Annotated in this window: 22 protein-coding genes and 2 tRNA genes; 9 read left to right on the forward strand and 15 right to left on the reverse strand. The window is 37.6% G+C overall.

From position 1 onward, the window contains the following. Window positions 1-26 precede the first annotated feature (26 nt). Window positions 27-1,472 carry a TolC family protein gene (locus tag VCM39_RS09885; protein ID WP_407934716.1) on the reverse strand — a complete coding sequence of 482 codons (1,446 nt, stop codon included), beginning with the start codon at window positions 1,470-1,472 and terminating at the stop codon, window positions 27-29. A gap of 388 nt (window positions 1,473-1,860) precedes the next feature. Here VCM39_RS09885 and VCM39_RS09890 point away from each other — a divergent pair, with 388 nt between their 5' ends. Continuing rightward, window positions 1,861-3,228 carry a sigma-54 dependent transcriptional regulator gene (locus tag VCM39_RS09890; RefSeq protein ID WP_322934071.1) on the forward strand — a complete coding sequence of 456 codons (1,368 nt, stop codon included), beginning with the start codon at window positions 1,861-1,863 and terminating at the stop codon, window positions 3,226-3,228. Continuing rightward, a complete protein-coding gene (locus tag VCM39_RS09895) occupies window positions 3,225-4,532 on the forward strand; it encodes a HAMP domain-containing sensor histidine kinase (protein WP_322934070.1) in 1,308 nt (435 codons plus the stop codon). The genes VCM39_RS09890 and VCM39_RS09895 overlap by 4 nt, the downstream gene beginning before the upstream one ends. On the opposite strand, the gene VCM39_RS09900 is transcribed toward VCM39_RS09895, so the two are convergent. Together VCM39_RS09900 and VCM39_RS09905 are read right to left on the reverse strand one after the other, a co-directional pair. Continuing rightward, entirely contained in the window at window positions 4,494-4,679 is a 186-nt protein-coding gene (locus VCM39_RS09900) for a hypothetical protein (protein ID WP_002560218.1), read from the reverse strand. The two genes, VCM39_RS09895 and VCM39_RS09900, sit on opposite strands and share 39 nt — an antisense overlap. Before the next feature lie 47 nt (window positions 4,680-4,726). Beyond that, on the reverse strand, window positions 4,727-5,083 hold the full coding sequence (locus tag VCM39_RS09905; RefSeq protein WP_002560219.1) for a DUF1622 domain-containing protein: 357 nt from the start codon (window positions 5,081-5,083) through the stop codon (window positions 4,727-4,729). A gap of 228 nt (window positions 5,084-5,311) precedes the next feature. Here VCM39_RS09905 and VCM39_RS09910 point away from each other — a divergent pair. Next, window positions 5,312-5,386 (forward strand) — tRNA-Pro (locus VCM39_RS09910). Window positions 5,387-5,414: 28 nt separating this feature from the next. Then, a tRNA-Pro gene (locus VCM39_RS09915) sits at window positions 5,415-5,489 on the forward strand. Window positions 5,490-5,532: 43 nt separating this feature from the next. Here VCM39_RS09915 and VCM39_RS09920 read toward each other — a convergent pair. Further along, on the reverse strand, window positions 5,533-6,237 hold the full coding sequence (locus VCM39_RS09920; RefSeq protein ID WP_322934069.1) for a tRNA1(Val) (adenine(37)-N6)-methyltransferase: 705 nt from the start codon (window positions 6,235-6,237) through the stop codon (window positions 5,533-5,535). A gap of 186 nt (window positions 6,238-6,423) precedes the next feature. Between VCM39_RS09920 and lon the strand changes: the two genes are divergently transcribed. The 3 genes from lon to VCM39_RS09935 are packed head-to-tail and all read left to right on the forward strand — an operon-like array spanning window position 6,424 to window position 11,118. Beyond that, window positions 6,424-8,889: an endopeptidase La gene (gene lon / locus VCM39_RS09925; protein WP_321028574.1), complete on the forward strand. Its 2,466-nt coding sequence runs from the start codon at window positions 6,424-6,426 to the stop codon at window positions 8,887-8,889. Beyond that, entirely contained in the window at window positions 8,886-10,016 is a 1,131-nt protein-coding gene (tgt, locus tag VCM39_RS09930) for a tRNA guanosine(34) transglycosylase Tgt (RefSeq protein WP_196039863.1), read from the forward strand. The genes lon and tgt overlap by 4 nt, the downstream gene beginning before the upstream one ends. A gap of 4 nt (window positions 10,017-10,020) precedes the next feature. Further along, complete coding sequence (locus VCM39_RS09935) at window positions 10,021-11,118, forward strand: LptF/LptG family permease (RefSeq protein WP_002560223.1); 1,098 nt, start codon at window positions 10,021-10,023, stop codon at window positions 11,116-11,118. Window positions 11,119-11,307: 189 nt separating this feature from the next. Here VCM39_RS09935 and VCM39_RS09940 read toward each other — a convergent pair whose 3' ends face one another. Next, entirely contained in the window at window positions 11,308-11,814 is a 507-nt protein-coding gene (locus VCM39_RS09940; RefSeq protein ID WP_221651035.1) for a peroxiredoxin family protein, read from the reverse strand. 266 nt (window positions 11,815-12,080) lie between these two features. On the opposite strand from VCM39_RS09940, the gene serB reads away from it, so the two are divergent. Further along, window positions 12,081-13,304, forward strand: coding sequence for a phosphoserine phosphatase SerB (gene serB, locus VCM39_RS09945; RefSeq protein WP_221651036.1), 1,224 nt, complete (start codon window positions 12,081-12,083; stop codon window positions 13,302-13,304). Window positions 13,305-13,355: 51 nt separating this feature from the next. Then, window positions 13,356-14,597, forward strand: coding sequence for a DEAD/DEAH box helicase (locus tag VCM39_RS09950; protein WP_002560226.1), 1,242 nt, complete (start codon window positions 13,356-13,358; stop codon window positions 14,595-14,597). Between the two features lie 74 nt (window positions 14,598-14,671). On the opposite strand, the gene VCM39_RS09955 is transcribed toward VCM39_RS09950, so the two are convergent. The 10 genes from VCM39_RS09955 to VCM39_RS10000 all read right to left on the reverse strand — a co-directional run bounded on the left by VCM39_RS09955 (window position 14,672) and on the right by VCM39_RS10000 (window position 26,035). Beyond that, window positions 14,672-15,469 (reverse strand): DUF4738 domain-containing protein, encoded by a 798-nt coding sequence (locus tag VCM39_RS09955; protein WP_221651037.1) that lies wholly within the window; start codon window positions 15,467-15,469, stop codon window positions 14,672-14,674. Window positions 15,470-15,505: 36 nt separating this feature from the next. Further along, on the reverse strand, window positions 15,506-16,819 hold the full coding sequence (locus tag VCM39_RS09960) for a UDP-glucose dehydrogenase family protein (protein ID WP_221651038.1): 1,314 nt from the start codon (window positions 16,817-16,819) through the stop codon (window positions 15,506-15,508). A gap of 24 nt (window positions 16,820-16,843) precedes the next feature. Further along, the gene (gene rfbC, locus VCM39_RS09965) at window positions 16,844-17,392 is read right to left on the reverse strand and encodes a dTDP-4-dehydrorhamnose 3,5-epimerase (protein WP_322934066.1); all 549 of its coding nucleotides are present in this window, start codon (window positions 17,390-17,392) and stop codon (window positions 16,844-16,846) included. Between the two features lie 2 nt (window positions 17,393-17,394). Then, a complete protein-coding gene (locus VCM39_RS09970) occupies window positions 17,395-18,819 on the reverse strand; it encodes a capsule assembly Wzi family protein (protein ID WP_322934065.1) in 1,425 nt (474 codons plus the stop codon). 3 nt (window positions 18,820-18,822) lie between these two features. Further along, window positions 18,823-19,458, reverse strand: coding sequence for a sugar transferase (locus tag VCM39_RS09975; protein ID WP_322934064.1), 636 nt, complete (start codon window positions 19,456-19,458; stop codon window positions 18,823-18,825). Between the two features lie 5 nt (window positions 19,459-19,463). Next, window positions 19,464-20,567, reverse strand: coding sequence for a glycosyltransferase family 4 protein (locus tag VCM39_RS09980; RefSeq protein ID WP_025867763.1), 1,104 nt, complete (start codon window positions 20,565-20,567; stop codon window positions 19,464-19,466). Next, window positions 20,564-21,586 carry a radical SAM/SPASM domain-containing protein gene (locus tag VCM39_RS09985; protein WP_289059397.1) on the reverse strand — a complete coding sequence of 341 codons (1,023 nt, stop codon included), beginning with the start codon at window positions 21,584-21,586 and terminating at the stop codon, window positions 20,564-20,566. The genes VCM39_RS09980 and VCM39_RS09985 overlap by 4 nt, the downstream gene beginning before the upstream one ends. Before the next feature lie 279 nt (window positions 21,587-21,865). After that, the gene (locus tag VCM39_RS09990) at window positions 21,866-23,575 is read right to left on the reverse strand and encodes an alpha-L-fucosidase (protein ID WP_322934063.1); all 1,710 of its coding nucleotides are present in this window, start codon (window positions 23,573-23,575) and stop codon (window positions 21,866-21,868) included. Window positions 23,576-23,791: 216 nt separating this feature from the next. Next, on the reverse strand, window positions 23,792-24,709 hold the full coding sequence (locus tag VCM39_RS09995; protein WP_322934062.1) for a hypothetical protein: 918 nt from the start codon (window positions 24,707-24,709) through the stop codon (window positions 23,792-23,794). A gap of 12 nt (window positions 24,710-24,721) precedes the next feature. Continuing rightward, window positions 24,722-26,035 (reverse strand): MBOAT family O-acyltransferase, encoded by a 1,314-nt coding sequence (locus VCM39_RS10000; RefSeq protein ID WP_322934061.1) that lies wholly within the window; start codon window positions 26,033-26,035, stop codon window positions 24,722-24,724. Window positions 26,036-26,197 lie beyond the last annotated feature (162 nt).

Raw genomic sequence — 26,197 nt, forward strand, 5'->3', positions numbered from 1 at the left:
ATTAGATGGTTTATGATTGGAGGAACTTATTCTATTAGGAGATTATAATCGGTGGCAAGGGGGAGGTTCTTCTCGAAGTCGAAAAGCGTCAGGCTACGGAGCGCGTAATACAAATTCCAGTAATTATATAAGGTGGAGATATAGTTGCGCCGGGCGGCATCCTTCTCGGAGATGGAAGCGTTGAGGTCGAGTATGGTAGATTTCCCCTGAATATAGAGGCGGCGGGCTACTTCACTTCTTCGTTGGGCCGTTTCGTCTGTTCGTGAGGCGATGCGTACGCGCTGCGTCTGTAGGTTGAATTGTTTCACCAGTTTGCGCACGTTTAGTTCAAAGTCTGTTTTATCTTGTTCTACCTGCGTATGTACCAGGTCGCGTTGCGAACGGGCCACCTGTATTTGCCCCTTCCCTCTTCCCCAATCGAGAATGGGGAGCGAAATGCCCAGGCTGACATATTGTTTGTCGAGCGGGTCTTTGTAGGCATCTCCCAACTTCCCGGCTTTCTGGGTCAATCCGAAGCTGAGATAGAGGTCTGCTTTCAGCCCGGCGTTGGCACGTGCATACGATACATTGCTTTCACTTTCCAGCTTCCGGCGGATCATGTTTTGAATATCCGGGTTGTTTTCGTTCGCCATCAGCAGGGCTTTGTGCAATTCCACGCTAAAGTCCGGCACGCGGTCACTCACTTTTACTACCAAGTCTTCATCACTTTGAATGCCCAGATACGAGCGGAGTTCCTGCATGCAGTTGTCCATCTCGATGCGGGCGTTCATCTGGTTGGTTTCTTCGGTGAGCATGTTGAGTTCCAGTTGGAGCATTTCATTTTCGGTGATGGTGCCGATGTTGTAACGCCCCCGGGCATATTGATAGAGTGTGTCTGCGTTGGCATAATTGAATGAAGCTATTTCGTGATTGCTTTGCGCGGTGGCAAGGGCGAAGAACTTTTGTGTGGCGCGGGCGGCAACCAGTTCCAGTGTTTCTATGTAAGTCTTCTTGGCTTCTTTGTAGCGGAGCGGTTTGATACGGCGGTTCCATTTCAGGCTGTTGTAGCCAAAAAGCGATTGGCGGTATCCGATGCTGACGGGCGAAGTTTGATAAGACGTACTGTGATCGCCGAACTGATCCATCCGTTGTGCGGCCGTTTCTATAAAAAAAGTACCTCCCGTCCAGGGGATGTTTTGTGAAAGGCTCAACGTAAGATCGGTGCTCAGTAAGTTTTGCTCTACAAATTTCACCTTGCCGTCTTCGAGTGAGATTTTGTCTATCGCCCGGTTCAGATAGGGTGTGGAGGTTAGTTTAAGGCTTGGTAGATAGTTGGAACGATAAGATTTGTAGTTCCAGTATGCCGACCGGAAACTGTGGCGCGCCGTTTGCGCATCGGGCGACTGGTGCTTGGCAAGCTCGACGGTTTGTTGCAAAGATAGATTCATTACCTCCTTTTGTGCTGTTAGCGGAAGCATGAAATTGCTGCCCATTAATATAAGTAGTATTTTGATTTGCATATATTCTGTATTTAATAATTAAAGTTCAAAAGTTATGCCATAGTTGTAACTGATTGTTATTCATGTTGTTGATGTACTATAGCTTACTGTGTGCTTGTGCATATGCGCACAAAAATAGTGCGATATCGCACGCACAACACACGGGCGTAATCGTTATCTTTGCCGTCGCAATAGGCTCTTTATGCTTGATATAGTATAGAAAGCTCCCGATTGTCATAATCAAACGATGTACGACATGTACATGTGGTACTGCTCGACATGTGCATGTGGTGCATGCCGAGATGTACATGTCGTACTGCACGAGATGTACATGTCGTACACCGTTTGATAGTAAGGTAATATACTTAACTCGTAGAAGAACATGGAACACCTCGGTAAGATATTAATTGTAGATGATAATGAAGACGTACTCTTCGCTCTGAATCTATTGCTTGAACCCTTGTCAGAGAAGATAAAGGTAGCTACTACTCCTGATCGTATCGAATATTTTATGACTACCTTTCAACCGGATCTTATCCTGCTGGATATGAACTTCAGCCGGGATGCAATCAGCGGACAGGAAGGTTTTGAAAGCCTCGAGCAGATTCTTAAAGCAGATCCGCAGGCTATCGTGATTTTTATGACAGCTTATTCGGATACCGACAAAGCTGTGCGAGCCATTAAGGCTGGGGCTACGGATTTTATTCCTAAGCCTTGGGAGAAAGAAAAACTCTTGGCAACTCTTTCGTCAGGAATGAAGCTACGTCGCTCCGGAAAAGAGGTGAAGGCACTGAAAGAGCAGATAGAGGTGTTGAGTGGACAGACTGGCCCGGAAAGTGATATTATTGGTGAATCGCCTGCCATGAAGGAGGTGTTTGCTACGATTGACAAACTTAGTGAAACGGATGCAAACATCCTGATACTTGGTGAAAACGGAACAGGAAAAGATGTTTTTGCCCATTTACTATATCGCTGTTCTCCCCGTTATGGAAAGCCTTTTGTTACGATTGATCTGGGCAGCATTCCCGAACAGCTGTTTGAAAGTGAACTTTTCGGTTATGAAAAGGGAGCGTTTACAGATGCGCGTAGAGCGAAGTCCGGACGTATGGAAGTAGCAACCGGTGGAACTTTGTTTCTGGATGAGATTGGAAATCTCTCTTTACCGATGCAGGCAAAGCTACTTACTGCCATTGAGAAACGTCAGATCACCCGCTTAGGCTCTACACAGGCTGTACCGATAGATGTCCGGTTGATTTGCGCTACTAATACCGATATCCGGCAAATGGTGGATGAAGCTAACTTCCGGCAGGATTTATTATACCGTATCAATACGGTAGAGGTACACATTCCTCCTCTTCGTGAACGTGGAAATGATATAATCTTGTTGGCCGAGTATTTTCTGAACCGTTATGCCCGTAAATATAAGAAGGAGATACGCGGATTGACTCGTGAAGCAAAAAATAAACTCTTAAAATATGCCTGGCCAGGTAATGTACGTGAATTACAGCATGCTGTTGAAAGAGCAGTTATTCTTGGAGAGGGATCTTTATTGAAACCCGAAAACTTTCCTTTCCACACTATAGAGCGAAGGAAAAAAGAGGAGGATGAAATTCTTAATCTTGAACAGTTGGAAAGGCAGACTGTGGAGAAAGCATTGCGTCTGAGCCAAGGGAATATGACACGTGCGGCAGAGTATTTAGGGATTACCCGTTTTGCTCTTTACCGGAAACTTGAAAAATTAGGATTATGAAACAATATGGCGTTAGTATTTTTGTACACATTGTATTATTAGTATTGTTTGCTATAGCTTGTTATGTGTTGTTTATACACAATTTATGGTTTAGTACACTTGTTGCTATCCTGCTCTTAGCAGGAACCGGAATTCACCTTTATGTTGTACAAATGAAACTGGCAGGCATGATGACACGTCTGATAGAAAGTATTCGTTATAATGATATGACGCAAACTTTTTATCCTCCATTAAAAAACAGGGTGTTGACAGATATGGCTCAGGAGCTTTCAGAGGCATTGAAAGTTTTCCGTGAGCGGCTTTTTGAAGAAGAGGTTAAACATCAATATTATGAGAATTTATTGAATAAGGTAGACACTGCTGTTCTGGTTACAGATAAATCCGGTCATACGGAATGGATGAACCTTGCAGCTATAACCCATCTGGGCCGGAATCCGCAATTACCGGCAGAAATACTAAAGGCTTCAACGAGCGACACACGGGTTGTACGTATTGAAAGAAATGGAACAGTATTGGAAATGGCCGCTTCTTGTACACTATTTACCACACAGGGAAAGGAACGATTGCTGATTAGTTTGAAAAACATTCATTCTGTTTTGGAGAGAAACGAAATGGAGGCCTGGCAGAAATTGATACGCGTATTGACTCACGAAATAATGAATTCAATAACTCCTATAATCTCTCTCTCAGAAACGCTCAGTGAACGGGGTATACCAAATCAGTTGACAGAAAAAGAGTATGCTGTAATGCTTCAGGCCATGCAAACTATTCATCGGAGAAGTAAAGGATTGTTGGGATTTGTAGAGAACTATCGCAGGCTTACACGAATACCGGAACCTGTATGTACACAAGTCCCGGCCCGTGAATTGTTTGCTGATTTGAAGAAGCTATTTCCAGCTGAAATCTACCATTTTAGACAACCCGATGCTTCCCTTACTCTTTGGATAGATCGGACTCAAATAGAACAAGTTCTGATCAATTTGTTGAAAAATGCACAGGAAGCATGTTTTCGTAAGTCCGATGCCCAGATAGAAATTGAACTTACTCAGACTGCAGAAGGTCCTATTCTTACCGTCTCAGATAATGGAGAAGGTATATTGCCGGATGTAATAGACAAAATATTTGTTCCGTTCTTTACTACCAAACCATCCGGTTCGGGAATCGGGCTCAGCCTGTGTAAGCAGATTATGAACTTACATGGGGGAACTATTTCAGTACGTTCAGAAAAAGGAGCCGGTAGTTGTTTCACACTTGTTTTTCCTGTATTATCCCCTACTTCCCAGACTGTTTATGTCGGGATTTAGCTCTTTAACAACTTCCCGGACATCTTTTTTAGTGGCTTCACTATAGACAGCTATTTGTTGTCCGGGGAGTACTTCTTGTTTTTTACTTTCAAGCTTCAATTGCGCTTCCTCTTTTTTGTTAGAGGGATTCTTCTTCTTTGTATCCATATCTTTTTCTTGTTTAGGTTTAGTATATTTGTAACATAATAAATTCTTTATGGTTCATCAGATTTACCATTTTCTGTCTCAAGTTCTTTAATTTCTTTATTCAGGAAAACAGATAAAACAGTACGCAGTACAACGACTCCTCCCAAAATAGCAAGTTCGTTGAGAGTAGGTTCCAGTACTGTTTTCAGAATATCCGAAGCGATAAGAAATTCGAGTCCTAACAGGAGATAAGTACCAAAAGTAGCCCGTAATCTGCGAATGTTAATAGGGCTGTATTTCCCGGTAAATCGTTTTAATTCATTTATAATGAAAGCTATAAATGCAATCAATGCCCCATAAGTAACAATGAGCAGGCTTATCACACTTATGATAGTGGCCAGAAGGTTCAGAAATTGTGTAAACATAGGTGCGTTTCGTATTTGTTATACTAATACTACATCTGACAGGGCATTTTGGTTCATTTACAGTCGTAAATAACCTTTAGTCTTCTTTAGAAAAAAATGAAACTATAAATAAGTGACAGTCAGTGTATTGAAAATTAAGTAACAAAAATAATGGGTTTAGCTATTGTTAATTTGAAAATACTCCCTATCTTTGCACCGCTTTTCGATAGAACACCAACGATTTTTATTCGGGGTGTAGCGCAGTCCGGTTAGCGCACCTGCTTTGGGAGCAGGGGGTCGTGGGTTCGAATCCCGCTACCCCGACAAAGAAGGAGTTCAATTGAAAAGTTTTCGGGGTGTAGCGCAGTCCGGTTAGCGCACCTGCTTTGGGAGCAGGGGGTCGTGGGTTCGAATCCCGCTACCCCGACGAAAAAGAGGCAATTACATGATTTATGTAGTTGCCTCTTTTTTTACATTTTCAGGTAATATTCTTTGGTTAGTTCAACGTATTCCTTACTGTATTGATAGCGGGTTAGTTCTATTAATAGTTCTTTTGTCCGGTATTCCTGCTTTTTGAATATAAAAGTTATCAAGGTTCTTTTGGGGGGTAATCCGGGTTTGGTGATAACATTCAGTTGTCTGCATGGATATAAAGAGTGATTGAAGGCAACTTCTTTTACATTGTCCGAAACATCTGTAGGCACGACGACAGTAAATTCTCCATCTTCTGAAAGAAGTTGTGATACTCCACTAAACAAATCTTCATAAGTTAATTCATTATTGTGCCGGGCAGCATTTCTTTGCTGATCAGGGCATTTTAAAGAGTCTACGAAATATGGAGGATTAGAGACTATGACATCAAAACGTGCAGTAGAAGTATACTGTTTAAAATCTACCTGTAACACTTCTATCCTATCTTGCCAGGGAGAGCGTACCACGTTTTCTGTAGCCTGTTTGGCAGCGGCACAGTCTATTTCGAGGGCAACAATAAAAGCGTTGCTACGCTGGGCAAGCATTAAAGCTACTAATCCGGTTCCTGTTCCAATGTCGAGTATTCTTTGGGCGTTCTTAACACTGGACCATGCACCGAGTAGTACTCCGTCTGTTCCTACTTTCATAGCACATTTGTCGTGCCATACGGTGAACTGTTTGAATTGGAAATATGGATTTGGCATTTTGCTAATATCTTATGGAATTTGCCAAAAATAAATAATTATTATGAGATAACGTTCGGTAAACGGTATAATTTGGCATTGTTTTTGTGTTTTTATCGTACGTGGGCTTTATTATTAATGAATAATCGATTAACTTTGCAAACAATTTATGCCCATATAATGACATAAACTAATTTAAACGAAATGATGAGAGAAAAATACTTTATGGAAGATTCAGATGATAATGCATTCTCACTGATCGCCGATTTTGAAGGAAATGAAGAGCAAATGTTCGATGTGAAAATCAAATCAGGTGATACTCTTCCGGTACTTCCCCTTCGTAATATGGTGTTGTTTCCGGGGGTATTTATGCCGGTTTCAGTGGGTAGGAAGTCATCCTTGAGATTAATACGTGAGGCTGAAAAGAAAAATATGAATATAGCGGTTGTCTGCCAGAAAGTAGCTCAGACAGATGAACCTCAATTTGAAGATCTGCACACAATTGGAACCATAGGGAAAATTGTGCGTATTTTGGAAATGCCGGATCAAACGACAACTGTTATTTTACAGGGATTGAAGCGTTTGGAATTGACGGGTATTACAGAAACCCATCCCTATCTGAAGGGCAGCATCGAAGTAAAAGATGAAATAATGCCTGACAAAAATGATAAGGAATTTCAGGCTCTGGTTGAAACTTGTAAAGACCTGACAATACGCTATATTAAATCTTCGGATTCTTTGCATCAGGATTCTGCATTTGCTATCAAAAACATTAATAATCATATGTTTTTGGTAGATTTTATCTGCACTAACTTACCTTTAAAAAAGGACGAGAAGATAGAATTACTCCGTTACGATTCATTGAGAGAGCGTACGTATCGCCTGTTGGAGATATTGAACCGGGAAGTTCAGCTTGCTGAAATTAAAGCGTCTATTCAAATGCGTGCCCGTGAAGATATAGACCAGCAGCAGCGTGAATATTTTTTGCAGCAGCAAATTAAAACAATTCAGGATGAGTTGGGTGGCAGTGGACAGGAGCAGGAAATAGAAGAAATGCGCAATAAGGCGTATAAAATGAAATGGAGCGAAGAAGTACGAACTCTTTTCTTGAAAGAGTTGGCCAAACTGGAGCGTACTCATCCGCAATCTCCTGATTTTAGTGTACAGTTGAACTATCTGCAAACGATGCTTAGTTTGCCGTGGAATGTATATACAACGGATAATTTGAATCTGAAGAATGCAGAGAAAACACTGAATAAAGATCATTATGGTCTGGAAAAGGTGAAAGAGCGTATTCTTGAACATTTGGCTGTTCTGAAACTGAAAGGTGATATGAAATCACCGATTATCTGTCTGTATGGACCTCCGGGAGTTGGTAAGACTTCTTTGGGAAAATCTATTGCTGCTGCTCTGAAGCGGAAGTATATTCGTATGTCCTTGGGAGGTGTACATGATGAAGCCGAGATTCGCGGACATCGTAAAACCTATATCGGTGCTATGCCGGGACGAATTATAAAGAGTTTGATAAAGGCAGGTTCTTCCAATCCGGTATTTATTCTGGATGAGATTGATAAAGTAAGCGCAGATCGTCAGGGAGATCCTTCATCTGCTTTACTGGAAGTACTTGATCCTGAACAGAATACAACGTTTCATGACAACTTCCTCGATGTGGATTATGACTTGTCAAAAGTGATGTTTATTGCTACTGCTAATAATCTGAACACGATACCTGGACCATTGCTTGACCGTATGGAACTGATTGAGGTTAGTGGCTACATCACGGAAGAAAAGGTTGAGATTGCCCGTAAGCATCTGGTTCCAAAAGAGTTGGAAGCAAATGGAATGAAAAAGACTGATATTAAGATCCCAAAAGATACATTGGAGGCTATTATAGAGTCTTATACTCGTGAAAGTGGTGTACGTGAACTGGAAAAGAAGATCGGTAAGATACTCCGTAAATCTGCCCGTCAGTATGCTACCGATGGTTATTTCTTAAAGACAGAGATTAAGCCTGCCGATTTATATGATTTTCTGGGGGCACCTGAATATACTCGTGACAAATATCAGGGTAATGATTACGCAGGTGTTGTAACAGGATTGGCATGGACTGCTGTTGGAGGTGAAATTTTATTTGTTGAAACAAGTTTGAGCCGCGGTAAAGGTGGACGTTTGACTTTAACGGGTAATTTGGGGGATGTAATGAAGGAGTCTGCTATGCTGGCGCTTGAATATATCAAAGCACATGCTTCATTGCTGAATCTGGATGAAGAAATATTTGATAATTGGAATATCCATGTTCATGTTCCGGAAGGTGCGATCCCCAAAGATGGTCCATCAGCGGGTATCACTATGGCTACCTCATTGGCTTCTGCGTTGACGCAGCGTAAAGTGAGAGCAAATCTGGCCATGACCGGTGAAATAACTCTTCGCGGTAAAGTACTTCCGGTGGGCGGTATTAAGGAAAAAATTCTTGCAGCTAAACGTGCAGGGATTAAAGAAATTATAATGAGTGCCGAGAATAAAAAGAACATAGATGAGATTCAGGAGATGTATCTTAAAGGACTGACATTCCACTATGTAACTGATGTGAAAGAAGTATTTGCCATCGCATTGACTGATGAGAAGGTGGCTGATGCCATTGATTTATCTGTAAAGAAAGCCAGCCAGGAATGACATTTGAATTACAATATACAGACGCAAAAAGTAACGCCCGTGCGGGTCTGATTACAACAGACCACGGGCAGATACAAACTCCTATATTTATGCCGGTGGGTACACTTGGCACAGTGAAAGGTGTACACCTGACAGAATTGAAGGAGGATATTGAGGCTCAGATCATATTGGGTAATACATATCATCTTTATTTGCGTCCGGGATTGGATGTTATAGAAAAAGCCGGTGGATTACATAAATTCAACGGTTTTGACCGTCCGATGTTGACTGATAGCGGTGGGTTCCAGGTCTTTTCGTTGGCAGGTATCCGTAAACTGCGTGAAGAAGGTGCTGAATTTCGTTCGCATATTGATGGAAGTAAACATGTTTTTACTCCTGAGAAAGTGATGGATATTGAACGTACTATCGGTGCGGATATTATGATGGCATTTGATGAATGTCCTCCGGGAGATTCTGACTATGCATATGCCAAAAAGTCATTAGGACTGACACACCGCTGGCTTGACAGGTGTATTCAGCGTTTTAATGAAACAGAACCTAAATATGGCTATAATCAATCTCTTTTCCCTATAGTTCAAGGGTGTGTGTACACAGACTTGCGTAAACAATCAGCTGAGTTTGTTGCCTCTAAAGGAGCGGATGGAAATGCCATTGGAGGACTTGCCGTGGGTGAGCCTGTGGATAAAATGTATGAGATGATTGAAGTTGTAAACGACATTTTGCCGAAAGACAAACCCCGTTACCTGATGGGAGTCGGTACGCCGGTGAATATTCTGGAGGGTATTGAACGTGGAGTTGACATGTTTGACTGTGTAATGCCTACTCGAAACGGTCGGAATGGAATGTTATTTACCAAGGATGGTATTATAAACATGCGTAATAAAAAGTGGGAAATGGACTTCTCTCCTATTGAAGCTGATGGCGCTTCTTGCGTAGATACTTTATACAGTAAAGCTTATCTGCGTCATCTGTTTCATGCGCAAGAATTATTGGCTATGCAGATTGCTTCTATCCATAATCTGGCATTCTATCTCTGGTTAGTAGGTGAAGCACGTAAACACATTATTGCCGGGGATTTCTCTACATGGAAGCCGATGATGGTAAAAAGAGTGTCAACAAGACTATAATTAAATGAAAAGCAATCGTTTTATCAAACTGCTGGATTGGTATATCATCAAGAAATTCTTGGGGACATACGTATTTGCTATTGCGTTGATTATCTCTATCGCTGTAGTGTTTGATTTCAATGAGAAGATGGATAAGTTTATGGAGCGTGAAGCGCCCTGGACTGCAATCGTCTTTGATTATTATATGAACTTCATTCCCTACTTTGCGAATTTATTCAGTCCGTTGTTTGTATTTATTGCCGTAATTTTCTTCACTTCAAAGCTGGCAGAGAATTCAGAGATTATTGCTATGTTCTCTACCGGAATGAGTTTTAAGCGTCTGATGCGTCCTTATATGATATCGGCAGCCGTTATTGCAGTAGCTACTTTCATGTTGGGTTCATATGTAATACCTAAAGGAAGTGTAACGCGCTTGAACTTTGAGGATAGGTATGTAAAGCCCAAAAAGAAAGGTAGTGCACGTAATGTGCAACTTGAGGTGGCTGACGGCGTAATAGCTTACATTGATAATTATCAGGATTATAATAAGACCGGAAATCGTTTTTCGCTGGATAAATTTGTTGATAAGAAACTGATTTCTCACCTGACAGCACGTCGTATTGTATATGATACAACTACTGTAAACAAATGGACTATTCATGATTATATGATACGTGAACTGGATGGCTTGAAAGAAAATATCATAAAGGGGGATAGAATGGACTCTATTATAAATATGGATCCATCTGATTTTCTGATTATGAAGAATCAGCAGGAAATGCTTACCAGCCCTCAGTTGAGTGAATACATTGATAAGCAACGGAGGCGTGGATTTGCCAATATCAAAGAGTTTGAAATTGAATATCATAAGCGTATTGCCATGTCTTTTGCGTCGTTCATTCTAACTGTGATAGGTTTATCCCTGTCATCAAGAAAAACCAAGGGAGGAATGGGACTGCATTTGGGAATCGGGCTTGCACTAAGTTTCTCGTATATCCTTTTCCAGACAATTACTTCGACTTTTGCTGTTAATGGAAATGTTCCTCCTGTAGTTGCGGTATGGATACCGAATGTATTGTATGCATTCATAGCATTCTACTTATATAAAAAGGCTCCTAAATAATGCTTATTTTCTGCAATGGCAGATGATTAAAAGAGTAATCTGAATCTTTAAAGAAAAAGTCCCGTCAACTTTTAAGTAGACGGGACTCTTTTTGTTGTATTCATTTCCTCTTTTGTCTATTCCCGAACATCTTTATTTATTCAGGAAATTCCCCTTTCTCCTTACACTTTTTATTGAAGTCAGATATATTTATCCGATTTCTTTTATGTGAGCAGAAAGTTCTGCAGCAGAGATGTTTTTGGCTATAATAACACCATTTCCATCTAATAAATAGTTAGTGAAACCCCGGTTCAAACGGTATCTTTTAAATAAACCGGAATCTTCGCCTTTAGTTTCCACGAAACAGGTGGGCGTAACTATTTGATCCTTACGAATAGTCTCTTCAAATACCGAACGGTATTCGTCAAATGACACAGAAACCATTTCCACATTGGGAGCATCAGACCGAAGTGCATTGTTCAAACTTACGTTTTGCATCCGGGACTGTGCATCATAACTTGCCCAAAAACTTAGCAACACATACCGACCTTTTAAGTCAGCCAATTTAAGAGGGCGTTGCTCCCCTGACGTAGATTCGATTCGAAAATCAGGGGCTACGTCACCCACACTTAAGCCTCCGGTAGGTTTGTCTTTTTCAACGAAGGCTGTCAAGGAACAAATTAGTAATACAACAAAAATCCATTTTACATGTCTCATGTAATTCGGTTTTGGTTAATACTATTCGGGACTGTCCTTAAACAGTGGCTTCTCCCCGAAACATCGTCTTTCCAGGCATCAAACGGAGAGGAATCCGTTGATTTTCAATGCCTTTAATTCAGAAACCGGGCGCAAAGGTAAGTATTTATTAAATTAACTTCCAAATAAACAAGCAAATTTCTTACTTTTTGACCATAATTTTTTATGTTCTTTAGCATAGGTACCGACTTTTTTCTCTATTTTTGCAGGATTAAAAGATTTTTTTTATGCAACTCTCAAATACTGAACTTATTCTCATCCGAATAACAGGTGAAGACCGTCCTGGATTGACGGCTTCTGTGACAGAAATATTAGCAAAATATGATGCTACAATTCTGGATATCGGTCAGGCGGATATTCATAATACGCTTTCATTAGGCATCCTTTGTATGACAGAGGAACAGAATTCTGGGTTTATTATGAAAGAGTTATTGTTCAAAGCTTCGTCTTTAGGAGTAACAATTCGTTTTTATCCTATATCTACGGAGGAATATGAAAGTTGGGTAAAGATGCAAGGAAAGAACCGCTATATCCTTACGCTATTAGGGCGTAAACTTTCTGCTCGTCAGATTGCTGCAACTACTCGTATTCTTGCTGAACAAGGAATGAATATCGATGCTATCAAACGTCTTACAGGGCGTATTCCCCTGAATGAATGTGAAGCACGTACACGAGCCTGTATTGAGTTTTCTGTTCGTGGTACCCCGAAGGATCGTATTGTTATGCAGGAACAACTAATGAAACTGGCCAGTGAACTCGAAATGGATTTCTCTTTCCAGCTTGACAATATGTATCGACGGATGCGCCGTCTGATATGTTTTGATATGGATTCTACTTTGATAGAGACCGAGGTTATTGATGAACTGGCAATACGTGCTGGTGTGGGAGACCAAGTGAAACAGATTACTGAGCGTGCTATGCGTGGTGAAATTGATTTTGTAGAAAGTTTCCGTGAACGTGTAGCGTTACTTAAAGGGCTGGATGAATCGGTGATGCAGGAAATAGCGGAGAACTTGCCTATTACGGAAGGAGTAGATCGGTTGATGTATGTTCTGAAGAAATATGGTTATAAAATTGCTATTCTAAGCGGAGGTTTTACTTATTTTGGAAAATATCTACAGCAAAAATATGGCATTGACTATGTGTATGCCAATGAACTTGAGATTGTGGATGGTAAGTTGACCGGGCGTTATTTGGGTGATGTGGTTGATGGGAAACGAAAAGCTGAACTCCTCCGTCTGATTGCACAAGTTGAAAAAGTAGATATTGCCCAAACAATTGCAGTAGGTGATGGAGCCAATGATCTTCCGATGTTAGGTATCGCCGGATTGGGTATTGCATTTCATGCTAAGCCTAAGGTAGTAGCCAATGCTGAGCAGTCTATTAATACAATTGGCCTGGATGGGGTACTTTATTTTCTTGGTTTCAAAGATTCATATTTGAACATGTAAACCTGCCTGTGATTAATTGGTGATATTATTAATTTGTATAATAAGCATAAAATGAAGTTTTCTGAACTAAAACTAAACGATCGTGTACTTGAAGCACTCGACGCAATGCGGTTTGATGAGTGCACACCGATACAAGAACAGGCAATCCCTGTTATTCTTGAGGGAAGAGATTTAATTGCGGTCGCTCAGACAGGTACGGGTAAGACGGCTGCCTTCTTACTTCCTGTATTAAATAAGCTATCTGAGGGAGAGCATCCGGAGGATGCTATTAACTGCGTTGTCATGTCCCCTACCCGGGAACTGGCACAACAGATAGATCAGCAAATGGAAGGATTCTCCTATTTTATGCCAGTATCCAGTGTTGCTGTATATGGTGGAAACGATGGAGTGCTTTTTGAGCAACAGAAGAAAGGGTTGACTCTTGGGGCAGATGTAGTAATTGCTACTCCGGGACGTTTAATTGCTCATCTGAGCTTAGGATATGTGGATTTATCAAAAGTGTCCTATTTTATACTGGATGAAGCTGACCGCATGCTCGATATGGGCTTTTATGAGGATATTATGCAAATTGTAAAGTATCTGCCTAAAGAGCGTCAGACAATTATGTTTTCGGCAACAATGCCTGCCAAAATTCAACAACTGGCCAAAACAATTCTGAATAATCCTGCAGAAGTGAAATTGGCTGTATCCAAACCAGCTGAGAAGATTGTTCAGGCAGCATATGTATGTTATGAAAATCAAAAACTGGGTATTGTCCGTAGTCTTTTCGAAGAAGAAGTGCCCGAGCGTGTTATTATCTTTGCATCCTCTAAAATTAAAGTGAAAGAAGTTGCGAAAGCTCTGAAGATGATGAAGTTGAATGTTGGAGAGATGCATTCGGATTTGGAACAGGCGCAGCGAGAATTCATTATGCATGAGTTTAAGTCTGGTAGAATCAATATTCTTGTAGCGACTGATATTGTGTCGAGAGGAATTGATATCGATGATATTCGTTTAGTGATCAATTTTGACGTTCCTCATGATAGTGAAGATTATGTGCACCGTATCGGGCGTACTGCACGTGCTAATAATGATGGCGTAGCTCTTACATTCGTAAATGAAAAAGAACAGACCAACTTTAAGAATATAGAAAATTTCCTGGAGAAGGATATTTATAAGATACCTGTACCTGCAGAATTAGGTGAAGCCCCGGCTTATAATCCACGAAGCAATGGCAGTGGTGGTAGATCCCGAAACTTTCGTAAGGGAGGTGGACGGAAATCCGGAGATCGTTCAAGAGGGAGAAAACAATAAATGTATAAAAGAGAATAGAGAATATCAATGCTGTAAATTATTGATATTCTCCATTTTTTCTTTCTTCTATTCGATTATTTGTTCGCAAAAATAATGAGCTTTTTATCAAAAGAAATTAATAAATTCACAATATTACATACAGCACTTTCCGGAATACAGACCATAGCCTGATAATGAAATCCTTTATGATCAACACCTTTAAAATCCATATCAGATAATATTGATTGTTGCAGGAAATCTGTGGAGATTACCTTCTCGAACATTTGCTTTGTTATATCACTGGCATACAAACATTTTTTCCCTTCATATAGACATATATGCATAATATTGTCATAATATATATTGTCCATGCTGATACCATCTTCTGAATAAGTGGTTTTTATTACTCTGATTTTAGAAGGATTGATATATACATATGCTCTATAACGGATTCCATCAAATGTTACTACGCTGTCTTTTTTAGTGACTTCTGTATAAGTTGGAATAACCTCAACCGGCTTTCCGGAGAAGGCTAATGAATCATTGGGATCTTCTGATTTGTGGAGTTTTACAATATTATCTGCTAAGGAATGGAACGAAAAGGTATACTCTGTTTGCTTATCAATCTGATAACGTGTCTGTTCATTTCCATAGGTATAAAGAGTGTCCTTTATTACTTTAAAGTATATGGGGGCGCTCTGTGAATCTGCATAATAAATGGTATCACCTTTGATTCGCATTAAAGGAATATCACTTTCGTCATCAAGCCAGATTCCTTGTAATAGTTGTTTGGCTTTGATGTCTTCATTTTGTTCCGAAGAGTTTTGTCTTTGGGTGTTATTACACGCCATAAGCAAGACCGTCAACAACGATATCGCTATGTATTTAATCATTTATTTAGTTTTGTGCAAAAATACACAATTATCTTCTTATTTCCCAATACAATGGTATATGAATCCTAGTTCTTCCATTTCTTTTTTTTCATAGATGTTACGACCATCTAAAACAATTTGTTGTGCCATTGTTTTTTTGATTACTGCCCATGAAGGTAAACGAAACTCTTTCCATTCGGTAACTAACATCAGAACGTCTGCATCAAGTACAGCATCATACATATCACGTGCATAATAAATGGTGTCCCCTATCCTTCTTTTACATTCTTCCATGGCAGCGGGATCATATGCCCTGATATTACATCCGGCCTGCTGCAACTTATCTATAAGTACCAGTACAGGAGCTTCACGCATGTCATCTGTTTCCGGTTTGAAAGCAAGTCCCCAGATAGCAATTGTTTTATTTTGCAAATCATTGCCAAATAGTTTCTGAAATTTATCAAATAGAGCACTTTTTTGTATTTCATTCACTTCCTCTACAGCACGGAGCACACGCATATCATATCCATTTTGCTCTGCAGTCTTTATCAACGCTTTCACATCTTTCGGGAAACAAGATCCCCCATATCCTATTCCCGGATAAAGGAATTTACGTCCGATACGAGTATCTGAACCAATACCGCTGCGTACCATATTTACATCGGCTCCTACAAGTTCACAAAGATTTGCTATATCGTTCATGAAGCTGATACGGGTAGCGAGCATTGAATTTGCTGCGTATTTAGTCATTTCTGCAGAAGGAATATCCATAAAGATCACCCGGAAGTTATTTAATAAGAACGGTTTATAGAGTTTACTCATGAGTTTCTTTGCACGTTCCGACTCTACTCCCACTACCACACGATCCGGACTCATAAAGTCACTGATGGCATTTCCTTCTTTTAGGAATTCAGGGTTTGAAGCAACGTCAAATTCTATTTTGACTCCTCTTTTATCCAGTTCTTCTTGAATGGCATTACGTACTTTCTGAGCCGTCCCTACCGGCACAGTACTTTTAGTAACTACCAGTTTATATTTATTCATATTACGCCCGATTGTATGGGCTACGGCAAGGACGTAACTGAGATCTGCACTACCGTCTTCATCGGGAGGTGTACCTACTGCACTAAAAATCACTTCTACATCATTTAAGCAACTTTCCAATGATGTTGTAAATCGCAATCGTTTTGACTTTGTATTCCGGAGTACCATTTCTTCCAACCCCGGTTCATAAATAGGAATGATACCTTTTTTTAATGTTTCTATTTTTTCACTGTTAGTATCAACACAAGTTACATCTACACCTATTTCAGCAAAACAAGTTCCTGTAACCAAACCTACATATCCGGTCCCTACAATTGCAATTTTCATATTTTGATGTTTTGTTTGAATGGATTATACGAAATATTCAGCTTCTTGAAAAGTTTTAGCTTGTTTGTCCTTCTCAGACATAATAACTTGAGACTCAGCTATAGGCCAATCAATAGCCAATGACGTGTCACAATATAATAAAGATGCTTCTGCTTGTGGAGTATATACATTATCCACTTTGTAAGTAAAAATAGCTTCTTCACTTAACACCAAAAAACCATGAGCAAATCCACGTGGAATAAAAAACTGGCGTTTATTTTCTTCGGTTAGTAAAACACTGACATGCTTCCCAAATGTAGGTGATGATTTTCGTAGATCTACTGCTACATCAAGTACTTCTCCTTTTATGACACGCACTAACTTAGCTTGGCTATATTCCCCTTTTTGATAATGTAAACCACGCAACACACCGAATGATGATTTAGATTCATTATCCTGTATAAAATTTACTGGCCCAATGTATTTTTCAAACTCTTCTTTTTTAAAAGCTTCCATAAAATATCCTCTACTATCAGAAAATACTTTAGGTTCTATTAACCATACGCCATCAATTCCTGTCTGTATGTAATTCATTATCAAAAACTTTTGTGAATCTTTAATTGAAAACCCAAATTATCACCATAGATATCTCCAATATCAAAAGCTGCGGAACCGGTAAAGCTCCAACCTCGCCATTTACTTGGAATATATTTAAACTCTGCAAAGGTAGAAAAATTTTCTAAAATTTCAGGGATTGGTTTAAATGGAGTCCCCCAAGTACGATTGAAGGACAGTTTTGCACGATAGGTCCATTCTTTGGTAATATCACCACTCCAACCAAGATGAATCGCTTTTACACGATTATATAAAAATGCTAAATCTCCGTTTTTATTATATATAGGTGAAGTGATTAATGGATTACCCATTCCCATACCCCAATGTACCCAACCTGGATACCAATCATTATTGTAATAGTCATCAGCACCTCCTGTTTTTTTTATGATAGAATTATCTAATCCATGTAAGGGACCACTTTGATTAGTTGTTTGATAATATTCTATCACTATATTGTTGATAACTTGAGACTTATTCGCTTTGTATTCTATACCCCAAAGACCATCTAAACCATTTTGTTTTCCCATTCCGGAAAAATCATCATAATAATTTTCTAAATATGCGCTAAGGATAAAATCATTATGTTTATATGTTAATTTAAGATGTTCACTCCCCATATAATTTCCTTGGTACCATACTTGTTCTCCTCCAGGACTGGCATTTCCTCCACTTTGAGGTATAAGTACATTCCAATAATCTTTCCATCCGTTACCTAAATCACCTTCATCTCTTCCTCTTACTTTGTACCCTCCAAATTGAGCATCTAAACTCATTCCTACATCAAATAACCACTTTCCTTTTGGAAGGCCAAAACGGAAAAAGAAACTTTTATGGTGATATTTTATCTTTCGTGTATATGAATATTCATCTCCTACATATTTTTCTTGATATTTAGTGTCAGTAAACCAACCGTATGACAATTCTGCTTTTACTTGAACTTTAGGAGCGATATGTACATAATCAAATATACCTACTGCTATTTGTGGTATAGGTCTTGCGTTTCCCGACCATGTTAAACCACCACTACTTAGTTGTTGATTTAATAAAGGAGAATTAATTTCTCTGCTTCCAGCCCACAAACCTATCCATTTATAACGAATATCAGCATAAGCTTGCTGAAGGATAAAGGTAGAAGAAAATCCAGCTGCTACGGCAATATCTACCCCTGTTTCCACTTTCCATGAATGAAGTGTTTTATTGTAAAATACTCCTCCTCTAATATAAGTATTGTTCTTAATAGAAGATAGACCTTGCTGATTGCTAACTTGCCACAGAGGAGTGTAATCTCCTGCATGTATGGCTGTTCCGTACTCTACAAATGTTTCTAAATTTTGTGCATAAATATTCCCTGTTAGAAATAACAAAATAATAGGAAATATTTTATATTGCTTGAACAGAATTTGCATTTATTACTTTTTTATCATCACTCTAATGGTACGTAACATTATCTTCATGTCTAAAACTACTGACCAATGTTGAATATACCACAAATCGTAGTCTACGCGCATTTTCACTCTTCTGATGTCTCTTTCTCCACGTAGACCATTTACCTGTGCCCAGCCAGTAATACCTGGCTTTACCGCATAACGTAAGGGATATTCTTCAATTTTACTCATATATTCTTCATCATGAACAAGCATATGTGGTCTTGGCCCTATAATTGACATGTCTCCTATCAATACATTCCAAAACTGAGGAAGTTCATCTAAACTGGTTGAACGTAAAAAGTTGCCAAGCGAATACTTATTTAATTGTGGATCAATGAATTCATCAGAATGATTCTTTGCATCCATTGTTCTAAATTTATAACATGTAAAAATTACACCATCCTTTCCTGTTCTTTTTTGTTTAAAGAAAATAGGACCTGGCATAAATATTTTTATGCAGCAAGCTATAATTAGATAGACCCATGGAAAAATTAATACTAGGACTATCAAAGCGGTTATAATATCAAATGTACGTTTTATCATTCTGCAACTATTCCGTGTTAACGGTGCATTATTTAATAGAGTCTCTGTTTCCATTTGTAGATATAACGTATTCATATCTGTTATATTGTTTTTTGTGATAAAGAATCATAAATATCTTTGGTTTGCTGAGCTATGTAATCCCAATTATATAAAGACATATTATATTCGCAAGGAGTCCAAGTGGATTGTAGTTTTCTATTTAGGCAATCTCTTAAACTTTGAATATCACCACATTTGAAATAACATGTATCTGTTAATCCAACTTCTTTGTTAGCAGGAATATCACTTACTAAAACGTCACAATGACAATTCATTGCTTCAAGTAATGATATTGGCAATCCTTCATGATAAGATGGTAACACAAATAAACGGGCAGAACTGTATAGCTGTGATAATTTATCTTTTTGTATAAATCCGGTCAATATAACATTCTGGCTTTTTGCCATATCTTTTAGTGCGGATGAATACTGATCCTCATGATCGGCATCCCCTGCTATAATAAGCCTTATATCTTTATTATATATATACTTATATGCTTCCAGTAATAGATCGAATCCCTTTTCTTTTACAAATCTCCCAACAGCTAAAATATAAGAATGTTTTTTAACCCCTAATTCTGCAAGATAGTTATTATCAACTTGTGGACACGTTAGATTCACTCCGTTATGTATGAGAGACAGATTTATTTGGACAGGATATTTTTTTGAAATCATTTTTTGAATATGTTTAGAAATCACGATCACATGATTAGCATATTTTACTCCAATCTTTTCTCCAAACCTTAATATACCTTTTGATAATTTTCCCCATTTCTGACGATCATAGTCGGGGCCATGATGTGTCATTATAGCTTTCATACCTAATAACCGTACAACTGGTATCATTAAAGACGGGCCAACAGCATGGATATGAACGATATCAGCATGGATCCTACGTGCATAGAGTACAGCCATAAAAGTATGCGTAATCGCTTCCAGGTGCTTCCCTGGTAAAGTTTTGATATCTTTAATTAGTATTCCTTTATATTCTTTTATATTATGTCCAGCAGATATATAATCAGGTCTGCGGATGATAATTATTTCATGCCTTTCATCCACAATACGCGGAAACAACTCTTCGCAGTGTGTTTCGACTCCGCCTTGAATGCCAGGGATTCCTCTTGTACCAGTTACTACTATTTTCATTTTTTTTTCAATTCTATAGATATAGCTTTCCCTGTTATAACATTCCATTTATTGCGAATTACCCATCTTAATGGTTGAGTAATGTATTTTTTCATTACAGGCGAGGCTGTTCCCACCATCCAGCAGTTCTTTGGGCAATTTTTCACCATTTGACGGACTTTTTCAGCTTGTTCACTATGCCATATTTCATTGAAAGAAGTTGTTTGTCTTATATTTCCCATGCTTTCTTTCCAGAACTTTTCTTCCAAGCCATTGCAAGGATAAATCTCTCCGTATGGATCAACAAAGAAATTAACCAACCCAGCTTCGCATGGAAGAAGTCTTTCATTATCTTGAATATAATTAATTAACCCCATATTGAAGTATGCTCTAAACCATGATTTAGGATGCTTTTCTTTTAATTGCCATTCCATCAGAGTTCTGAAATTATTACATACCTCCTCTTTATTAGTAATATAATTATCTTCCTTATGAAAGTAGTAAGAATTATGGAATGCAGCTGTCGCAAATTCCATTCCTAATGATTTGGAAAGCTGATATAACGATAGCATATCATTTGAATTATGGTTAGATACCGTAATTCCAAATCCTATATCTTTAATTCCCATATCTTTCAATTTGAGTAAAGTACGCAAACCTTTATCAAAACCACCAACCCTTCCACGAAGTTCATCATTTTTCAATGATAACCCTTCGATACTGATGCGTATTCCTATATTGGGAAAGCGTTTCGCCATTTTTATAATACGATCTTCAAACCAGCCAGAAGTCGAAATAACAACTCTTGGGGACTTACGAAAGCATACATCTATGATTTCTTCCAGGTCTTCTCTCACAAAAGGTTCCCCTCCCGTAATATTTATAAATTTCACAGAAGGGAGTTTCTCTATTTCCGCTATAGTTATTTCTTTCTCTTTCTGAGTAGGATTTTTCCAGATATCACACATTTGGCATTTCATCGGACAGCGATAAGTGACGATAATGCACATGTCGGTAGGGTTAGGTATAGTGGTAGTCATCTTTATTATTAAATATTTCCTGAATGTAAGTTATTCAATACTTTCGGTTTATGATAAAATTAACTTCTGTTTTTAAAAGCTTTTTATATAAAAAAGCCTCTGTTATGTTTCTTAAACGTGAATAACTCATAAAAATTATCTGTTTGCCTATATTTTTGAAGAAATATATGGAATAAGTTTTCTAATATGAAATTTTTAATTGATTTATAAATACAATACAAAATAGGGATTTGCGACAATGTGTTTGAAATTTCTTGATTTGTAATTATAGAATAAGGTCTATTGACGCTCCATTTTAAATTCTCGTACTTTTAGCCATAAATCAATTTGATCAGCAGTAATACTTAGGATATATTCTCCTTGTTTTAAATAAATATTTCCCATATTTTGCCATTCAAAATTGTCATGGCCTGAAGTTGTTCTGTTATTCCCGATCAATGTGAGTTTATTACCGAAATCAAACGTTATTTTCCCCGAGTAAAATCCAGCTAATAGTGCACTGATTTTGTACGTACCATTGCGTGTAATTAGTATTTTATAATTTAGCTGTCTTCCTGAATACCAATTGATGCAGGGCTTTGTTTCAAAATCATCAATAGCTACATGACCGATTTGTGCTCCTAAGGCATCTAATCGGATTATATTATTGATATCTCTTATACCTTCTTTTAATTTAGGTTCATTATTAAATTTAATGTCCAACATAGTGCACATATCCGAGAATTTAGTTTGTGATAAATTGGTTATATGTAATCCTATTCCTTCAACAGCTTTGACTTGAAAAGACATTTGGGGATTTGCTGGAAATGAAAGTTCAACCTCATCGACTGTATTCATTATACCTGGTATCCAAAGTTCGCCACTGCCATCCCAATAAAATATGTGATAGTAAAGGTGCTGAATACCATTTTTCTTACGCCATGTCGTTGGTCCATACGGTAGATTGAATCGTAACGGGCTTTTTTTAGTTTCATATATTCCATCACTATTTATATTAATCCATTGTCCGACTATTTTTAAAGTTGTTTGGCACTCTTCAGGAATGGTTCCATCAGCACGTGGACCTACATTCAGTAATAAATTACCTCCTAATTTATTTGCTCGTAATAAACACCATAAAATATATTCAGGCCTTTTCCATCCATTATCGAACTGATTGTATCCCCATGAATCATTCATAGTCATGCAAAGTTCCATATTTTCATATTCCTCATTTTCGTCCATAGCTTGTTCTGGCGTTGCAAAATCTCCTTGATAAAGAGGTAAGGTGGAAATACGGTTGTTTTGAATGATTGTTGGACTCGAATTGATTACTAAAGAGTTACAACGTATTGCAAATTCTTCATACGGATTGTTTGAGTCCCACCAAAATATATCCGGATGGTAACGATTTAATAATTCTGCTACCATTGGATAGGTATATGTTTCCATGTATGACTGATTTTCGATATATGAATATTCTTTCATTTGCAATTCAGGTATGGGACCAATTCCTCCTGGGTGCATCCAATCTCGAGTATGTGAAAAATATATTCCAAATTTGAGACCTGCATTGCGTGTGGCTTCTGCCAAAGGGGCAATTAAGTCGTGATTCCAACGAATGCCTGCTGGTGTGTGTGATATATCCCAATCGGTGACGTCGCTATCCCATAAGCAGAAACCATCATGATGTTTTGTAGTAATGATAATATACTTCATTCCGGCACTCAATGCTAAATCAACAATTGCTTGTGGATCATATTTTTCAGCGGTAAAAGATGAAGCATATTTGCGGTAAGATTCTCTTGGAATAGAAGCTTCGTATAGTATCCATTCAGCACCGGCTCCTGCTCCGATTTTTACAGAGTCTGATTGGCTGTTATTACGGCCTACGCTTTGAAAATGAATTGGCATGCCTTCTACATTTTTACCAATATATTCTCCTCCTAAAACGGAATATATTCCATAGTGAATAAACATTCCATAGCGGGCATCGTTCCACCAAGACATGTCAACTTCCCTTTTTATCACTTTCCCTCCTTCAGACTGTTTATATGGCTCTTCGGTTTTACATCCGTTACAAATTATACATAGTGTAAACGAAATGTTGAGAAAAAACTTTAGATATGATATTCCTTGCATTTGATTTGATGAGATTTTTAAATTTTGGAATGTGTTTATACAATTAGATCTATCATTCTAATAGATGATGCAAGATATATGTTTCTAATGATTTCTGATTTTTTTAATATAAGTAACTATGTCACTAGAAAAATATTCTGCACCTTTGTCATTCAAATGATCAAAATCGTGGAATAGAAGATTATTTGTGAAATTCGGATTGTTTTGATAAGAAATGAAAGGTATATCATATTCTTTACATGTATTTTTAATGTAGTTAATTGATTTTGAAACGTTTTTTTCTTTTCTATAAGTTGGACTGTATATAACATATAGGCTTGTGCCTTTCTTTTTACATTCTTTGAGGAATTTATTTAGAGAATGTACTTTTTGTTTATCTAATATTTCATTTTTTAGGAAAGTAATGCTGTCTATTGGCTGCTCCCATATTCCTGTTTGAGCTGTAAAACCGTTCTCACTCACATCTTTTGTTGAAAAATTCAGGTTTCCCATGATAATACGAGCAAATAGAGAATTGTATGGATAGATATGAGAAAGAAATTTATATCTTTCAAATTTGCCTTTTTGATTAACCGTTTCTTTTAAAATAGGATGTTTGGCTACATAAGGGTTTAGAATGGATAGTAGATCATAGGATGCTTCATTTATTGATAACTCATAGTTGTTTACATCCAGAATTATAATTTTAGGAGTATATCTTTGAAGTATCGTATTTAATATCGCTTCATGATACAAGATACCTTGACCATCATATCCGGCATTGTAACAAGATAGTTTTAGAGAATCTGAGATAATGTCAGGGTTGTAGTGATGCATTGCCCGGGAGGAACCCATTACAATGACATCATTGGTTTGCTCTTCTATAGCGTATGTTATATTGTATAGTTTCCCCTGTTTTTGATTAAAATATAAATATTCAAGGAATTTTCCTATACCATAATCTAAAATACATAATACAGCAAACAGGTTTGCAAACAAAAAGAAAAAACGTGTATTGCGCATAGAATCAGTATATTAAAATTGAAAATAAATAAATTGCGAACTGTCAAAGACTCCAAACATTAATATTAGGATTACTATTCCAATATAAGATGAATACCGGACCATTTTGCTAGAGTTTTCTAATAAAATATGTCTGTCATTGTTTTTCTCTTGCAAAATATCAGAGCAGATTAGTATTATCATGAAAAAAGAACCATAGATTATGGAATCAATGTTGTTAGTAAATAACGGACCTTTAAATTGGCATATTTTTTTTATTACCAACAATGAGTCTGATAAGTTGTTAGCTCTAAAGAAAATCCAAGTAAATGTAATGAGGATAAAAGTTATTACTACATTACATATGTTTATAGCTTTATTTTTATAGGTGATTCTTTCTTCTCTTATAGCTTTGTTATTTCTTTTAAATAACTTTTCTACAATTTGAAACAGGCCATTCAATGTTCCCCATATTAAAAAGGTCCAATTGGCGCCATGCCATATACCGCTTACAGAAAATGTGATTAATAAATTAATACGGTTTCGACCTTTACTACAACGATTACCACCTAATGGTATATATACGTAATCTTTAAACCAGGTAGAAAGAGAAATATGCCATCTTCTCCAAAACTCTGCTACGGATTTTGATAAATATGGGCGGTTGAAATTGATCATTAAGTCAAATCCCATGATTTTGGCACATCCTATTGCAATGTTAGAATATCCTCCAAAATCACAATATATTTGAAAAGCAAAAAATATAGATGCTACTATTAGCGAAATACTACTATGGTGTGAAACATTATCATACACACTATTTACATATACAGCTAATCTATCAGATATTACTAATTTCATAAAATATCCCCATAAAATAAGTCTAAAACCTTGTACAGCTTTATCTGTATTAAATGAATGTTTTATATGAAATTGAGGTAGTAGACTTTTTGCGCGTTCGATAGGGCCTGCAACTAACTGGGGGAAGAAAGATACAAATAAAGCATAGATCCAAAAATTAGATTCCGGTTTAATATTTTTTCTATATACATCAATTGTATATCCTATAGCCTGAAATGTATAAAAAGAAATTCCGACAGGTAAAAGTATATTCATCTGTGGAATATTCATTTTTATACCTAATATGACAAAAATGTCATTAATGGAGGCTGATATGAAATTAGCATATTTGAAAATAAAGAGAATACCAAGGTTTATTAATAAGCAAATTACTAATATATTTTTTTTTGTATTTGTTGATTTTTTCTTACTCATCCAAATAGCTGATGCCCATGTTACGATTGAAGAAAATAGAATGAGTATACCATACGTAGGATTCCAGTTCATATAAAAATAATAACTGGCTATAAGCAGAAATATATTTCTATATTTAAAAGGTAATATCCAATAGATAATACAGACGATTGGGAAAAATAATATAAAAGCAAATGAATTAAACAACATAATTTATAATATATTAGTGCTATATTGTATTTAAGTCAAAATAAA

The organism is Bacteroides mucinivorans, assembly GCF_034654355.2.
GTDB lineage: Bacteria > Bacteroidota > Bacteroidia > Bacteroidales > Bacteroidaceae > Bacteroides > Bacteroides nordii.